General features: G+C 72.8%; 11 protein-coding genes and 2 pseudogenes. 5 read left to right on the top strand and 8 right to left on the bottom strand.

Translation table 11 applies throughout. From position 1 onward, the window contains the following. Positions 1–177: 177 nt before the first annotated feature. A pseudogene (locus A2U95_RS30990) lies at positions 178–1,194 on the bottom strand (LacI family DNA-binding transcriptional regulator); the annotation flags it as partial. A gap of 221 nt (positions 1,195–1,415) precedes the next feature. Between A2U95_RS30990 and A2U95_RS30985 the strand changes: the two are divergent. The 5 genes from A2U95_RS30985 to A2U95_RS30965 all read left to right on the top strand — a co-directional run bounded on the left by A2U95_RS30985 (position 1,416) and on the right by A2U95_RS30965 (position 7,060). Further along, a complete protein-coding gene (locus A2U95_RS30985; RefSeq protein ID WP_166029205.1) occupies positions 1,416–3,143 on the top strand; it encodes an ABC transporter substrate-binding protein in 1,728 nt (575 codons plus the stop codon). 138 nt (positions 3,144–3,281) lie between these two features. After that, positions 3,282–4,274 (top strand): ABC transporter permease, encoded by a 993-nt coding sequence (locus tag A2U95_RS30980; RefSeq protein ID WP_166029203.1) that lies wholly within the window; start codon positions 3,282–3,284, stop codon positions 4,272–4,274. Beyond that, positions 4,274–5,227, top strand: a complete 954-nt coding sequence (locus A2U95_RS30975) for an ABC transporter permease (protein ID WP_240958491.1) — start codon at positions 4,274–4,276, stop codon at positions 5,225–5,227. The genes A2U95_RS30980 and A2U95_RS30975 overlap by 1 nt, the downstream gene beginning before the upstream one ends. A gap of 4 nt (positions 5,228–5,231) precedes the next feature. Beyond that, positions 5,232–6,173, top strand: coding sequence for an ABC transporter ATP-binding protein (locus A2U95_RS30970; RefSeq protein ID WP_166029200.1), 942 nt, complete (start codon positions 5,232–5,234; stop codon positions 6,171–6,173). Beyond that, entirely contained in the window at positions 6,173–7,060 is an 888-nt protein-coding gene (locus tag A2U95_RS30965) for an ATP-binding cassette domain-containing protein (RefSeq protein WP_166029198.1), read from the top strand. The genes A2U95_RS30970 and A2U95_RS30965 overlap by 1 nt, the downstream gene beginning before the upstream one ends. Before the next feature lie 63 nt (positions 7,061–7,123). On the opposite strand, the gene A2U95_RS30960 is transcribed toward A2U95_RS30965, so the two are convergent. The 7 genes and pseudogenes from A2U95_RS30960 to A2U95_RS30930 all read right to left on the bottom strand — a co-directional run. Beyond that, positions 7,124–8,296, bottom strand: a complete 1,173-nt coding sequence (locus A2U95_RS30960) for a sugar phosphate isomerase/epimerase family protein (RefSeq protein WP_166029196.1) — start codon at positions 8,294–8,296, stop codon at positions 7,124–7,126. Positions 8,297–8,350: 54 nt separating this feature from the next. Beyond that, the gene (locus A2U95_RS30955; protein ID WP_166029193.1) at positions 8,351–9,733 is read right to left on the bottom strand and encodes an alkaline phosphatase family protein; all 1,383 of its coding nucleotides are present in this window, start codon (positions 9,731–9,733) and stop codon (positions 8,351–8,353) included. After that, positions 9,730–10,902, bottom strand: coding sequence for a metabolite traffic protein EboE (gene eboE, locus A2U95_RS30950; protein WP_166029210.1), 1,173 nt, complete (start codon positions 10,900–10,902; stop codon positions 9,730–9,732). The genes A2U95_RS30955 and eboE overlap by 4 nt, the downstream gene beginning before the upstream one ends. Before the next feature lie 2 nt (positions 10,903–10,904). Beyond that, a complete protein-coding gene (locus A2U95_RS30945; RefSeq protein ID WP_166029191.1) occupies positions 10,905–11,753 on the bottom strand; it encodes a TatD family hydrolase in 849 nt (282 codons plus the stop codon). Then, positions 11,753–12,439, bottom strand: coding sequence for an EboA domain-containing protein (locus A2U95_RS30940; RefSeq protein ID WP_206283127.1), 687 nt, complete (start codon positions 12,437–12,439; stop codon positions 11,753–11,755). Before A2U95_RS30940 ends, A2U95_RS30945 begins: the two co-directional genes overlap by 1 nt. Continuing rightward, positions 12,436–13,341: a sugar phosphate isomerase/epimerase family protein gene (locus A2U95_RS30935; RefSeq protein ID WP_166029189.1), complete on the bottom strand. Its 906-nt coding sequence runs from the start codon at positions 13,339–13,341 to the stop codon at positions 12,436–12,438. Before A2U95_RS30935 ends, A2U95_RS30940 begins: the two co-directional genes overlap by 4 nt. Next, positions 13,338–13,631, bottom strand: a pseudogene (locus A2U95_RS30930) (hypothetical protein); the annotation flags it as partial. The gene A2U95_RS30935 and the pseudogene A2U95_RS30930, both read right to left, overlap by 4 nt.

Raw genomic sequence — 13,631 nt, 5'->3', positions numbered from 1 at the left:
CGGAGCCGCGGCGGACCCGGCGGCCACGGCGGCCACGGCGGCCACGGCGGGAGCCGGAACCCCGCCGGACCCGGCAGCCCCGGCGGCGAGCGGTGACCCGGCAGGCGCCGCGGCCACGGCGGGGGCCGGAACCACGGCGGACCCGGCGGCAACGACGGAGGCTGGCGCGGCGGCCCCGGGAGCCACGGCGGTGCTGCCGCGGGGGAGGAGGCGGGCCGGCTCGTCCTCCAGGCCCTCCGCCCACCCCTCCTCCACCAGCGTGAGCAACGTGCGGACCGCGTGCCGCCCGTACGCCGGGATGTCCCGGTTCAGCGCCGTGATCCCCGGCCGCACCACCCGGGTCAGCTGGGAGTCGTCCCAGGCGACCAGGGACAGCTCCCCGGGCACCCGCAGCCCCAGCTCGTCGGCGACCGACAGTCCGGCCACCGCCATGATGTCGTTGTCGAACACGATCGCCGTGGGCCGGCCGGGCCCGATCAGCAGCGAACGCGCCGCCCGCGCCCCCGCCTCGCCGGAGTAGTCGGTGTGGACGATGGCGGGTTCCGCCATCCCCAGGTCCGCGCAGACCGCGCGGTGGGCGCGGTCCCGGCGCGCCGTGTGGTCGAGGGAGCGCAGCCCGGCGACCCGGGCCACCGAGCGGTGCCCCAGCGCGTGCAGGTAGCGCAGCGTCTGGCCGAGGGCCGCCGCGTCGTCGGACCACACCGCCGGCAGTCCGGCCGCGGCCTCCGGGTGGCCGATCGCCACCGCCGGCAGCCCCAGTTCGCGCACCAGCGCGATCCGCGGGTCGTCGGCGCGCAGGTCGGTCAGCAGCACGCCGTCCACGCGGCCCTCGCCCCACCAGCGCCGGTGGACCTCCATCTCCTGCCCGGCGTCCGCGACGAACTGCAGGGTCAGCGCCTTCCCCTGGGCGGCCAGTTCGTCCTGCATGCCGCTGATCAGCCCCATGAAGAACGGTTCCGCGCCGAGCAGTTGGGCCGGCCGGGAGGAGACCAGGCCGACGGCGTCGGCGCGGGCCCGGGTGAGCGCCCGGGCGGCGCTGTTGGGCCGCCATCCGATCTCCCGGGCGATCCGCTTGATCTCGGCCCGGGTCCCGGGCGACACGCCGGGCCGGTCGTTGAGCGCGTACGAGACCGCGACCTTGGAGACACCCGCTCGACGCGCGATGTCCTCCATGGTGGGGCGACGCCTGGACATGTGACCTCGCTTAACCGCTTCATATGAGAGCGACCATCGTAGTGACTCCGCCGCGTGCCGAGGCATGCCACCACAGACCTCTTCCACAACAACTCCCTTATGACAAACCCTCGGGAGCGCTCCCGCAATCCCTTGACACGACCGCCCGGCAGGTCAAGACTTCCGCCACTTACCCGGTTCAGTTGCCTCCGCCCAAAGGCGGGTGGGGAGGGAGTAGACCGATGCGCATCCGAGCGCGGTTGTTCGCTCTGTTGGCCGTCGGCGGCATGGTCGTCACGGCGTGCACGGGCGGGGGGTCCTCGACGGCCTCGAACGGAAAGGGTTCCGTCGGCGAGGGAGGCCTGCCCAGGAGCGAGACGCTGTACACCAGCGGCACCATGTGGGGCCCGCCCGCCAACTACAACCCCCTGCACAACTGGGACCACGCCACGGGCACCAAGGGCCTGGCGTACGAGACGCTGTTCCACTTCGACCCGCAGGCCGGCAAGCTCAAGCCCTGGCTGGCCGAGAGCGGGGAGTGGAAGGACGACAAGACCTACGAGGTGAAGCTCCGCTCCGGCATCACCTGGTCGGACGGCAAGCCGCTGACCGCGAAGGACGTCGTCTTCTCGTACGAGATCGGCAAGCTGGAGGCCGCCTCCTTCCACACGCTGTGGGACTGGCTCTCCGAGGCCGAGGCGGTCGACGACCGGACGGTGCGCTTCGGCTTCGAGGAGTCGCGCTACCAGGAGTGGGACTTCACCCTCTACGGACAGCCCGTCGTGCCGGAGCACGTCTGGGGCGAGCTGTCCGACGAGGAGGTCCTCAACGGGGTCAACGACAAGCCGGTGGTCTCCGGCGCCTACAAGCTCAGGAGCCACGGCCAGGACCGGGTGGTCTGGGAGCGGCGCGACGACTGGTGGGGCGTGAAGGCGCTCGGCCTGAAGCCCGCGCCGAAGTACATCGTCGACATCTCCAACCCCAGCAACGAGGTGGTCATCGGCCAGATCGGGCAGGGGCAGCTGGACCTCAGCAACAACTTCCTCCCGGGCGCGGCCTCGATGATCAAGACGGGCAAGGCCGTCTCGTACTACGACGGGCCGCCCTACATGATGTCCGCCAACACCGCGTGGCTGGTGCCCAACACCACCCGCGAGCCGATGGACGACGCCGCCTTCCGCAGGGCGCTGGCGCACTCGGTGGACATCGACAAGATCGTCAAGGGCGTGTACGGCGACCTGGTGCGGCCGGCCGACCCGACCGGCCTGCTGCCGCAGTGGGACAAGTACGTCGACAAGTCGCTGACCTCGAGGAGCGGCTTCACGTTCGACACCGCCAAGGCCAAGGCGCTGCTGAAGGAGGCCGGTTACCGCGACACCGACGGCGACGGCCTGGTGGAGAACAGGAACGGCGGGAAGCTGCGGCTGAAGCTGATGGTGCCCTCCGGCTGGACCGACTGGATGGAGGCGGCCAAGGTCGTCTCGGAGAGCGCCAGGAACGCGGGCATCGACGTGAGCACCGAGTTCCCGGACCAGAACGCGCTCAACGACCTGCGCTCCAAGGGCGAGTTCGACCTGGTGATCAACAACGAGCGGCAGCTGTCCAGCACCCCGTGGACGTACTACGAGTACATGTTCCAGCTGCCCGTCCGCGAACAGCAGAACACGGTGAACTTCGGCCGCTACGAGAACGAGGAGGCCTGGAAGCTCGTCAACGAGCTCGGCGGGGTCAGGACCGACGACGAGGCGGGCATGAAGGAGGCGGTCTCCAGGATCCAGGCGATCCAGCTGGAGGAGATGCCGGTCATCCCGCTCTGGTACAACGGCCTGTGGTCCCAGTCGACGACCGGCACCTGGACCAACTGGCCCTCGGAGAAGGGCGACAACCACCACGCGCCGACGCTGTGGCGCAACTGGCTGGAGCTGGGTGGCTTCGAGGCGCTGACCGGCCTCAGGCCCGCCGAGAAGTAGGCGGGCCGCGCGGCCTCCGCGGCCGCCGGCCGCACCGCACCCCGCCAGGTCCGCCGGCGGGTGCGGGGGCCTCCGGCGGCCGCCCGGACGCCGCCCCGACGCAGCCCTCCCCCGCCACCCCTGATACTGGAGTCACCCTTGCGCCGCTACTTCGCCCGCAAGCTCCTCGTCTACGTCCTGACCTTCGTCTTCGCCGTCACGGTGAACTGGATGATCCCGCGCTTCATGCCGGGCGACCCCGTCTCCGCGATGATCTCCCGGGCCCGGGTCTCGCAGCCCGAGGCCGTCGAGGCCATGCGGGCCTACTACAACGAACTGTTCGGCTTCGACCGGCCGGTGTGGGAGCAGTACCTGCACTTCTGGGGCTCCCTGCTCCAGGGCGACTTCGGCCTGTCGATCTGGGTCTTCCCGCAGCCGGTCAGCTCGGTCATCCTGGGCGCGCTGCCCTACACGCTCGCGCTGATGGTCCCCGCCGTCCTGCTCAGCTGGTTCGTCGGCAACTGGCTCGGCGCGCTGGCCGCCCGCCGCAAGGTGCTGGACAACACCGTGCTGCCGGCCGGCTACCTGCTGACGGCCATGCCGTACATGTGGATCGCCGTCCTGCTGGCCTGGCTGCTGGGTGCGAAGGCCGGCTGGTTCCCCGTCTCGGGCGGGTACAGCCTGGACATCCAGCCGACGTGGACCTGGCACTTCTTCACCGACGCGCTGCACCACTGGGTGCTGCCCTTCCTCTCGCTGTTCCTGGTGGCGCTGGGCGGCTGGGCGATCGGCATGCGCAACATGATCATCTACGAGCTGGAGGCGGACCACTCCTCCTACCTGTCCGCCCTGGGCGCGCCGCAGCGGCTGATCCGCCGGTACGCCTTCCGCAACGCCGTCCTGCCGCAGATCACCGGTCTGGCCCTGCAGCTGGGCGTCCTGGTGGCCGGCGCGCTGGTCACCGAGATCGTCTTCAACTATCCGGGCCTGGGCAGTCTGATCCTCGCGGCGATCCAGAACCGCGACTTCTTCCTGCTGCAGGGCACCTTCCTCTTCATCGTGATCGGCGTGCTGATCGCCAACTTCATCATCGACCTCGTCTACGTGGTCGTCGACCCCCGGACCCGCACCGGCATGGCGGGAGGCCGGTGATGAACGCGATGCCCCCACTCGGCGAACCGGCCTCCGAGCCGGTCGCGACCTCCGCGCCGGGCCAGGAGGCCGCCCAGGAGGCGGACCGGCCGGCCGCTCCGCTCGGCCCCGGCCGGGAGACGCTGCACTACGCGGTACGCAACCCGAAGCTGCTCATCGGGCTGGGTGTCGTCACCGTGCTCCTGCTGACCGGGCTGTTCGGCCCGTTCCTGCTGGACGGCGCGGATCCCCACGCCTATTCCGGAACGCAGGCGGCGCCGCCCTCCGGCGAGAACTGGTTCGGCACCACGACCTTCGGACAGGACGTCTTCGCCCAGTTCGTGCACGGGCTGCGCGCGACCTTCCTGGTCGGGGTGATCGGCGGCGGCATCGCGGCCGTGATCGCCATGCTGGTCGGGTTCTTCGCCGGCTACCGGGGCGGCGTCGTCGACGAGGTGCTGACCATGTTCACCAACATCGTGCTGGTCATCCCCTCGCTGGCGGTGCTGCTCATCGTCAACGCCTACCTGGGCGTGCGCAGTGTGCCGGTGCAGGGCCTGTTCATCGGGCTCACCTCGTGGCCGTGGGCGGCGCGGGCGATCCGCGCCCAGACGTTCAGCCTGCGCACGCGTGACTTCGTCGACCTGGCCCGGCTCAGCGGCAGCCGCACCTGGCGGATCATCTTCCGCGAGATCGCGCCGAACATGAGCTCCTACCTGTTCATGACGTTCATCCTGCTGTTCGGCGGCGCGATCCTCATCGCCTCCTCCCTGGACTTCATCGGCCTGGGCCCCACCGACGGCGTGTCGCTGGGGCTGATGCTCCAGAGCGCCCAGCAGTGGAGCGCGCTCCAGCTCGGCATGTGGTGGTGGTTCGTGCCGCCCGGGGTGGGCATCACCGCGGTCGTCGGCGCGCTGTACGTCGCGAACGTGGGTCTGGACGAGGTGTTCAACCCCAAGCTGAGGGAGTCGTAGGAGCATGACCCTGACCGTCGACGACCTCCGGGTCCACTACCGCACGCTGCGCGGCGACGTCCGCGCCCTGGACGGCGTCAGCTTCACCGTCGCCGACGGCGAGATCCTCGGCCTGGTCGGTGAGTCGGGCTGCGGGAAGACCACGCTCGGCAAGTCGCTGATCCGGATGGACGGCCGGATGCGCCACATCGGCGGCACCGTCACCCTCGACGGGGACGACGTGCCGGTGGGCGACGACCGCGCCATGAACGCCTTCCGGTTCCACCGCATCTCGTTGGTGCCCCAGTACTCGATGAGCGCGCTCAACCCGACGCGCCGGATCGGCCGGATGGTCCGCGAACTGCTCGCCTCCCGCGGGGTGTCGGTGGACACCGGCGAGCTGCACCGGCGCCTGGCGCTGGTGGGGCTCGGGCCGGAGGTCCTCGAGCGCTATCCGATCGAGCTGTCGGGCGGCATGAAGCAGCGGACGGTGATGGTCATCTCCACGCTGCTCGACCCGTCGCTGCTGGTGGCCGACGAGGTGACCAGCGCCCTCGACGTCTCCAACCAGAAGGCGGTGGCGCACGCCCTGGTGGGCCTGCGCGACCGGGGCCTGGTCACCAGCATGGTGTTCATCACCCACGACCTGGCCCTGACCTCGCACATCGCCGACACGGTCATGGTGATGTACGCGGGCAGGCTCGCCGAGAAGGCGCCGGCGGGCGTCCTGACCACCGCGCCGCGCCATCCGTACACCCGCCGGCTGCTCGCCGCGCTGCCCGAGGCGGGCGTGCGCCGGTCGCAGGGGCGCCTCTCGGGCATCGAGGGGAGCCCGCCGTCCCTGCTCTCCCCGCCCGCGGGCTGCCGGTTCCGCGACCGGTGTCCGCTGGCCGACGACCGCTGCGCCGAGCAGCCGCCGGTCGTCGAGGTCGCCCCCCGTCACCACGTAGCGTGCTGGAAGGCCTGATGCTGACACTCGACCGCGTCACCAAGACGTTCCGCACCGGGACCTTCTCCGGCAGCACGACGACCGCCGTGGACCGGGTCTCCTTCTCGGTGGACCGGGGGGAGGTCGTCACCCTGCTCGGGGAGAGCGGCAGCGGCAAGTCCACCCTGGGCCGGATGATCCTCGGCCTGACCTCCGTCAGCGGGGGTTCGCTCACCCTGAACGGCGAGCCGGTGCGCCCCGGGAAGGAGTACTACCGCCGGGTGCAGGGGGTCTTCCAGGACCCGTTCAGCTGCTTCAACCCCGTCTTCAAGGCCGACCGGATCTTCGCCCTGGTCAAGGACGCCTACCATCCGCGGGTGTCCGCGGCCGACTGGCGGGCGCGGGTGGAGGGGGCCGTGCGCGACGTGCGGCTCGATCCGGCGCAGGTGCTGGGGAAGTACCCGCACCAGCTCAGCGGCGGCCAGTTGCAGCGCCTGCTGATCGCCCGCGCGCTCCTGCTGGACGGGCTGGAGATCCTGGTCGCGGACGAGATCACCAGCATGCTGGACGCCTCGACCCGGATCGACGTGCTCAATCTCCTGGGCGATCTGCGCGAGCGGGGCCTCGGGGTCCTCTACATCACCCACGACCTCTCGCTGGGCACCTATCTGGCGGAGAGCACGGTGGTCCTGCGCAACGGGCGGATCGCGGAGCGCGGGGCGACCGGGAAGGTGTTCGGGAACCCGCTGCACCCCTACACCCGGCACCTGCTGGCCGCGGTTCCGCGGCTCGGGGTGGACTGGGTGGACGCCGAGCCGGTGGAGAGCTGCCTGTTCCACGGGGCGGGCGCGGACGGCGACCTGTACGAGGCGGAGCCGGACCACTTCGTGGCCTGCGCGCGGCTCCCGGAGTGCGAGGGGCGCTGAGCCGGCCGGTCCCGGCGGCCCGTGGCGGGTGGTGTCCCGCCACGGGCCGCACGGCGTCCGGGACTATCCGCGCCGGCGCAGGGCCGCGAGGTTGCGGTAGCCGGTGCGGGCGTGCTCCAGGGACTGGCCCGGGTCGGTGGAGCTGGGGGCGTTGTCCTGCTCGACCATCGGGTGGTGGGTGGTGCGGTGGCCGACGCGGGAGAAGAAGGACGTGTAGTCGATGTCGCCGGTGCCGAACGGCACCATGGCGTACCCGTTGCCGTTCGCCGGATCGAGGACGCCGTCCTTGGCGTGGAACAGCGGGTAGCGCCGGTCGTTGGCGGCCACCAGCGCGGCGGGGTCGAAGACGTCCTGCCGGACGGAGCCGTCGTGGGCGGTGTAGGAGCGGAACTTGTACCGGGCGACGTGCGCCCAGAAGACGTCCATCTCCAGCCACACCAGGCGCGGGTCGGTGACCTTCAGGAAGTACTCCAGCTTGCGGATGCCGGAGCTGCGGGTCGGGCGGCCCTGGGCGTCCAGCGGGCCGCCGTCGAGGAGGAAACCGTAGGCGGCGTCGTGGTTGTGGGTGTAGAGCTTGATGCCGAAGCCCCGGGCGATCTCGCCGAGGGCGTTCCACTTGTCCGCCGCGACGTCCCAGTCCGCCTTCACCGAGCTGTTGGTGGGGTCCCCGCCGGTGCCCATGTGCTCCATGCCGAGGGTGGCGGCGATCTCCAGGTGCTGCTTGAAGCGGTCGGTGTCGGCGGTGGTGAGCGGCCAGGAGCCGGGGATGAAGCCGTGGCTGCCCTGGGCGCGCAGCCCGTACTCGTCCAGCCACGAGCGCAGCAGCCGGGCACCCTGTACCGACTCCAGGTCGCCGCCGCCGGGCGCGTTGGCGTGCTGGCCGTAGCCGGCGAACTCCACCTGGCGGTAGCCGAACCGGGCGAGCTGCTCGAAGACGGCGCGGAAACCGGAGGGCAGGCCGGTGGAGAGCGGGTCACGGCCGACGGCGTCCCGGACCGTGTAGAGGATGATGCCGCGGCGACGGGCGGGGACCAGCACGGGGCCCCGGCCGTGGACCCGGCCACCCGCGACCGGTCCCTCGGCGGCGTGCACCGGGGCCGCGCCGAACACCGGGGCGGCGATCGCTCCGGCGGCGACGGCGGTGCAGGTGGACAGGAAGCCGCGGCGTCCGATGCGCAGGGCGCGGCGCAGGCCTTCGTCGGGGCTGTCGGTGGTGAACTCGGGGTGGTTGTCCACGGGTGCCTCTTCTCTGGTGTCTGCACGTCGGGTCGTACGGGGCGGGGTCCGGGTTCAGGCGAGGCCCGCCAGGCGGAGCAGGAGGTTCTTCACCTCGGTGGCCGCCACGCGGTCGCCGGGGCCGTGGGGGGTGGAGCACAGGAGGAGCGGGCCGTCCTCGTCGCTCGCGGGCAGCCGCCCGTGGCTGCCGCGGACGGGGGACGGGTCCAGCGGGACGACGGCCATGCGGTAGCGCATGCCGAGTTTCTTGCGGGCCAGGGCGCCGGCCGCCTTCACCTTCACGTAGGGGTCGAGCGGGTCCATGAAGAGTTCGGCGGGGTCGTAGCCGGGCTTGCGGTGGATCTCGACGAGCTGGGCGAAGTCCGGGGCGCGGGCGTCGTCCAGCCAGTAGTAGTAGGTGAACCAGCTGTCCGGCTCGGCGACCAGGACGAGTTCGCCGGCGCGCGGGTGGTCGAGGCCGTGGGCCTTCTTTCCCTCGTCGTCCAGGATCTCCGCGACGCCCGGCACCTCCTCCAGCAGGGCGCGGACCCTCGCCAGGTCCTCGCCGCGGCGGACGTAGACGTGGGCGGTCTGGTGGTCGGCGACGGCGAAGGCGCGGGAGGCCATCGGGTCGAGGTACTCCATGCCGTCCTGGGTGTGCACCTCCAGCAGTCCGGCGCGGCGCAGCACCCGGTTGACGTCCACCGGCCGGGAGACCGGGGTGATGCCGTACTCGGAGAGCGCGACCACGGTGCGGCCCTCGGCGCGGGCGTCGTCCAGCAGCGGGGCGACGGCCGCGTCGAGGTCGGCGGCGGCCCGCAGGGAACGCGGGTCGTCGGGGCCGTAGCGCTGGAGGTCGTAGTCGAGGTGGGGCAGGTAGCACAGGGCGAGGTCGGGGTGGCGGGTGCGCAGGATGTGGCGGGTGGCGTCGATGATCCACCGGCTGGAGACCAGGTCGGCGCCGGGGCCCCAGAAGTGGAAGAGGGGGAACGTGCCGAGCCGCTCGGTGAGTTCGTCGTGCAGGGCGGGCGGCCGCGTGTAGCAGTCGGGTTCCTTGCGGCCGTCGGCGTAGTAGACGGGGCGGGGGGTGACGGTGATGTCGGTGTCGGCGCCCATCGCGTACCACCAGCAGATGTTGGCGACGGTGTAGTCCGCCTTGACGCGGCGGGCGGCGTCCCAGAGTTTGTCCCCGGAGACCAGGCCGTTGTGCTGCCGCCACAGCAGGACGTCGCCGAGTTCGCGGAAGTACCAGCCGTTGCCGACGATGCCGTGCTCGGAGGGCGGCGCGCCGGTGAGGAAGGTGGACTGGGCGGCGCAGGTGACGGCGGGCAGCACGGTGCCGAGCGGGGCGCTGGAGCCCTTGTCGGCCATCGCCCTGAGGTGGGGCATGTGGGCCAGCAGGCGGGGGGTGAGCCCGACGACGTCGAGGACCAGCAGGGGGGTGGCCTGGGTGGTCACGGCAGCTCCTTGAGGCCGAGGCCGGTCAGCAGGTCGCCCGCGAGGGTGAGTTCGGCGGCGATGCCGTCGGCGAGGCGGGCGCGGTCGCGGGGTCGCAGCTCGGGCGGGAGTGCCTGCCAGGTGTAGGTCTCGACCTCGAGGTGGTGGGTGAGCGGGTGCGGGCCGCCGGCCAGTTGGGCCAGCGCGGCCTCGAGGACCGGGAGGGTGGAGGTCAGCGGCGGCACCGGGTCGGCGTGCAGGGGGACGTGGAAGTGGGAGCGCCAGGGGACCTCGCGCGGGAGCCGGCCGGTGGTGAGGGCTTCGGGCAGGTCGTCGACGGCGTTCAGCGTGCCGTCCGGGGTGCGGGCGCGGGTCTGGTGCAGGAAGCGGGGTTCGGCGAACGCGGCCAGCGCCTCCCGTTCGGCGTCCTGCCGGGGGTCCTGGGCGTGCAGGGCGGCGGAGAGCTGCGACTTGACCACGGGTACGCCGGCCGCCTCCAGGGCGTCGAGGGCGGTGCCGGGGTCCTCGAAGGAGGTGGCGAGGTGGCAGGTGTCCACGCAGACGCCGATGCGGGGGTGGGCGATCGTGGTGAGCGGGGCGATGGCGTCGGCGGTCGTCTCGATGACGCAGCCGGGTTCGGGTTCCAGTCCGATGCGTATCGGGCGTCCGGTCAGCTCGTGCAGCGCGTCGAGGCGTTCGCCGAGCGTGCGCAGGGCGGCGAGGGCCCGCCGGGCGCGGTCGCCGTCGTACGCGGTGCGCCAGGCGAGCGGGAGGGTGGAGATGCTGCCCTCGGCGGCGTCGTCGGGGAGCAGCTGGGCGAGGATGCGGGCCAGGGCGGTGGTGTGTTCCAGGCGTTCGGGGTCGGCCCAGTCGGGGCTGTAGACGCGGTACTTGACCTCTTCGGCGCCGAAGCCCTGGTAGGGGAAGCCGTTGAGGGTGACCACCTCCAGTCCGCGCCGGTCGAGTTCTCCGCGCAGCCGGCGCAGGGCGGCCGGGTCGGCGGCGAGGGCGCGGGCGGCGTCGTGGGCAAGCCACAGGCCGATGCCCAGCCGGTCGCGCCCGAGACGCCTGCGGACGGGTTCGCAGTGGTCGCGGAGCTGGGCGAGGACGCCGTCGAGGGTCTCGGCGGGGTGGACGTTGGTGCAGTAGGCCAGGTGGACCACGGAGCCGTCCGGGTGCCGGAAGCGCATGGTCACTCGCCTCCACGGAGGATCGAGTTGCCCTCGTGGGTGGCCGGGGCGTCCACGGGGGTCAGGTCGAGGCGGCCGCTCAGCCCGTAGAACGCCACCGGGTTGCGCCACAGCACCAGGTCGACGTCGTCCTCGGAGAAACCGGCCCGGAGCATCGCGTCGCCGACCTTGCGGGTCTTCAGCGGGTCGCTCTTCCCCCAGTCCGCCGCGGAGTTGACGAGCACCCGCTCGGGGCCGTGGGCGCGCAGCACGGCGACCATGCGGTCCTCGTCCATCTTGGTGTCGGGGTAGACCGAGAAGCCGAGCCAGGCGCCGCTGGCCATGGCCTCCTTGACGGTGGTCTCGTTGAGGTGGTCGACCAGGACCCGGTCCACGGGCAGCGCGGACTCGCGGACCACGTCGAGGGTGCGCCGCAGTCCGGTGAGCTTGTCGCGGTGCGGGGTGTGGACCAGGGCGGGCAGGCCGTGGTCGGCGGCCAGCTGGAGCTGTGCGGCCAGCGCGTGGTCCTCGGCGGGCGTCATGGAGTCGTAGCCGATCTCGCCGACCGCGACCACCGAGTCCTTGACCAGGTAGCGGGGCAGTTCCTCGATGACGGGCAGGCAGCGCGGGTCGTTGGCCTCCTTGGGGTTGAGGGCGATGGTGCAGTGGTGGGCGATGCCGTACTGGGCGGCCCGGTAGGGCTCCCAGCCGAGGAGGGAGTCGAAGTAGTCGAAGAAGCTGGCCGGGGAGGTGCGGGGCTGGCCGAGCCAGAAGGCGGGTTCGACGACGGCGCGGACGCCGGCGGCGCGCATCGCCTCGTAGTCGTCGGTGGTGCGGGAGGTCATGTGGATGTGGGGGTCGAAGATGCGCATCAGGACTCCTCGGGGTGGGCCGGCCGGGCCTGCTGGGATTCGGTGAGGGCCAGGACGCGGTACAGGTCCGGTGGCACGGTGCGGCCCGCGGCGCCCCGTTCGGCGGCGAAGTCGCCCAGCATGCGGGCGAGTTCGGCGTCGCCCCGGGCGCGTTCGGCGAGCCGGGACACGGCGTCCACGGGGACGCCGGTGAACAGGCACTTCAGGACGGCGTGGCGCCAGTCGTGGGCCGGGAGGTGGCGGGCGCCGTAGGGGCCGAGGGCGGCGGCGACCAGGCGGGTGTCGTTGGTGCGCAGGGCGTCCTCGACCAGGTCCAGCGCCTCGTCGCCGTCGACCAGGTGGGGCAGGGCCCGGAGCACGGCGCGGCATTCGGCGGCGGTGCCCTGCCGGTACAGGCGGCCCAGGGCGTCGGGGCCGGCTCCGGCGGCGTGCAGCAGGAGCACGCGGGCGTCGTCCGCGGCGTCGGGACCGGTGCGGCGGCCGGCCTCGGCGAAGCGGATGTCCAACTGTTTCTCCGGGCCCGCGGCCTCGGCGAGGGCGGCGTCCAGCCAGTCGCGGGCCGGGGCGGGTAACCGGGCGGCGAGCCGGGCCCTGAGCTCGGGCAGCGGGTGGAGGCCGCCCGCGGAGTCGGCGCCGTCGGCGGGGTGGGCGCCGTCGGTGGGGTGGGGGGTGGCTCGGTCGGTCACGCGGTGCTCCCTTCGGTGGCCGGGGGCTCGGCCACGGTCTCGGCCCGGGCCGCCCGCGCCGCGCGGCGCAGGAAGGCCAGGGAGTGCTCGGCGTACCGGGGCCCCGCATGGGAGTGGCGGGGCAGTTCGACGACGGTCAGACCCCGGTAGCCGGCCTCGGCGAGCGCGGCGAGCACCGGCGGGAAGTCGATCTCGCCCTCGCCGAACGGGAGGTGTTCGTGGACGCCGCGGCGCATGTCCTCGATCTGCACGTGGCGCAGCCAGGGCGCGGCCTCGCGGACGCAGTCGGCGGGCGGCCGGGGCTCGAGGCACTGGCAGTGGCCGATGTCCAGGGTGAGCCCCAGATGCCGGGGGTCGCCGAGCAGGCGGCGCAGTCGGTGGAAGTCCGCCAGATCGGCCAGGAGGTGACCGGGCTCCGGCTCGATCGCCAGGGGCACCCTGGAGGCTTCGGCCGCGTTCAGGACCGGGACGAGCGTCTCGGCCAGCCGCTTCCAGGCGGTCTCCTTGTCGGTGCCGTGCGGCAGGACGCCGCTGAAGCAGTGGACGGCGTGCGCGCCGAGGTCGGCGGCCACCCTCACGGCGCGCAGCAGCAGGTCGACGCGGCGGCCGCGGGCGTCCGGGTAGGGGTCCAGGAGGGAGGGGCCGTGCTTGCGGCGGGGGTCGAGGACGTAGCGGGCGCCGGTCTCGACCGTCACCGAGAGGCCCAGTTCCGCGAGCCGGGCGGCGACCTCGGCGGTGCGGGCGGCGAGGCCGGGGGCGAACGGGTCCAGGTGCATGTGGTCGAGGGTGAGCCCGACGCCGTCGTAGCCGAGGTCGGCGAGGAGGGCGAGGGCGTCGTCGAGACGCAGGTCGGTGAGGCCGTTGGTGCCGTAGCCGAGGCGCGGTGACCGGGCGGTGCTCATGTGAGGCTCACTTTCCGGCCGAGGCGGCGGGCGGCGGGGGCGAGGGCCGCGGTGAGGAGGGCGGCCACGGGGGCGCCGGCTCTCGCCGCGAGGGCGGCCTGGAGGGGGATGAGGGCGCGGATGCCGCCGCCGACGGCGCGCTGGGTCAGCTGGGGGGACGGGTTGAGCACGGCGTGCAGCAGGGGCCGGGCGGCGGTCGCCGCGTACGTCGCGGCGGCGACCGGCGCGAGCACGTCGCGGGCGGCGGCGCTCCCGTCCCGCGCCGGCGTGTCCGCGGCGGGGGCCGGCCG

This window comes from Streptomyces chilikensis (genome assembly GCF_001642695.1).
GTDB classification, from domain to species: Bacteria; Actinomycetota; Actinomycetes; order Streptomycetales; family Streptomycetaceae; genus Streptomyces; species Streptomyces chilikensis.
The sequence above is the reverse complement of the archived record's forward strand: the minus strand, read 5'-3'. Positions and strand labels throughout refer to the sequence as shown.

Bases quoted from the DNA above. Each gene is read 5' to 3' on its own strand.
- A2U95_RS30985 (WP_166029205.1), top strand. From the start codon at position 1,416: ATGCGCATCCGAGCGCGGTTGTTCGCTCTGTTGGCCGTCGGCGGCATG.
- A2U95_RS30975 (WP_240958491.1), top strand. From the start codon at position 4,274: ATGAACGCGATGCCCCCACTCGGCGAACCGGCCTCCGAGCCGGTCGCG.
- A2U95_RS30970 (WP_166029200.1), top strand. From the start codon at position 5,232: ATGACCCTGACCGTCGACGACCTCCGGGTCCACTACCGCACGCTGCGC.
- A2U95_RS30965 (WP_166029198.1), top strand. From the start codon at position 6,173: ATGCTGACACTCGACCGCGTCACCAAGACGTTCCGCACCGGGACCTTC.
- eboE (WP_166029210.1), bottom strand. From the start codon at position 10,902: ATGCGCTTCCGGCACCCGGACGGCTCCGTGGTCCACCTGGCCTACTGC.
- A2U95_RS30945 (WP_166029191.1), bottom strand. From the start codon at position 11,753: ATGCGCATCTTCGACCCCCACATCCACATGACCTCCCGCACCACCGAC.
- A2U95_RS30935 (WP_166029189.1), bottom strand. From the start codon at position 13,341: ATGAGCACCGCCCGGTCACCGCGCCTCGGCTACGGCACCAACGGCCTC.